The following is a 1,045-nucleotide window of genomic DNA, read 5'->3' as shown; positions in this document are numbered from 1 at the left end:
GCAGCTGCGGGATGAACGACAGGGCAAAATACCTAAAGCCTCCCCTATAACCCCGGAAAAGATTGAAATACGTGAGCTGAAGAAAAAGCTACAACGCATTGAAATGGAAAACGACATATTAAAAAAGGCTACCGCGCTCTTGATGTCGGACTCCCTGAACAGTTCTCGTTAATCGTGAAACTCAGAGCGCAGTATCCTGTGGTCACACTTTGCCACGTGTTCGGGGTTCACCGCAGCAGCTACAAATACTGGGAAAAAAGCCCCGAAAAGCCAGACGGCAGGCGAGCTGTGTTACGCAGTCAGGTTCTGGAGCTGCATAACATCAGCCATGGCTCGCTGGTGCAAGAAGTATCGCGATTATGGCAACCCTGAGAGGTTTCAGAATGGGACGCTGGCTTGCCGGAAGGCTCATGAAAGAACTTGGACTGGTGAGTTGTCAGCAGCCTACCCACCGGTATAAACGTGGTGGTCATGAACACATCGTTATTCCAAATAGCCTTGAGCGACAGTTCGTAGTAACAGAACCTAATCAGGTGTGGTGCGGCGATGTGACGTATATCTGGACAGGCAAGCGTTGGGCTTACCTTGCTGTTGTTCTCGATCTGTTCGCAAGGAAACCGGTGGGTTGGGCAATGTCATTCTCACCGGACAGCAAGCTGACCATCAAAGCGCTGGAAATGGCGTGGGAAGCTCGCGGTAAACCAGCCGGAGTGATGTTCCACAGTGACCAGGGTAGCTACTATACAAGCAGGCAGTTCCGGCAGTTACTGTGGCGTTGCCGGATCAGGCAGAGTATGAGCCGACGTGGAAACTGTTGGGACAACAGCCCGATGGAACGCTTCTTCCGGAGCCTGAAAAACGAGTGGGTGCCAGTGACAGGTTATATAAACTTTAGCGAAGCTGCTCATGCGATCACAGACTATATCGTCGGGTATTACAGCTCGCTAAGGCCGCATGACTATAACGGTGGGTTGCCCCCAAACGAATCGGAAAACCGATACTGGAAAAATTCTAAAGCGGTGGCCAGTTTTAGTTGACCACTACA

Annotated in this window: 1 pseudogene; it reads left to right on the top strand. The window is 51.1% G+C overall.

What is annotated here, in order from left to right:
* A pseudogene (locus HMPREF3138_RS17885) lies at nucleotides 1-1,037 on the top strand (IS3 family transposase); the annotation flags it as partial.
* Nucleotides 1,038-1,045 lie beyond the last annotated feature (8 nt).

The sequence above is a fragment of the Serratia sp. HMSC15F11 genome (assembly GCF_001808215.1).
GTDB lineage: Bacteria > Pseudomonadota > Gammaproteobacteria > Enterobacterales > Enterobacteriaceae > Serratia > Serratia nevei.
Note: the sequence above shows the minus strand (reverse complement) of the source record. Positions and strands in the feature narration are given on the sequence as shown.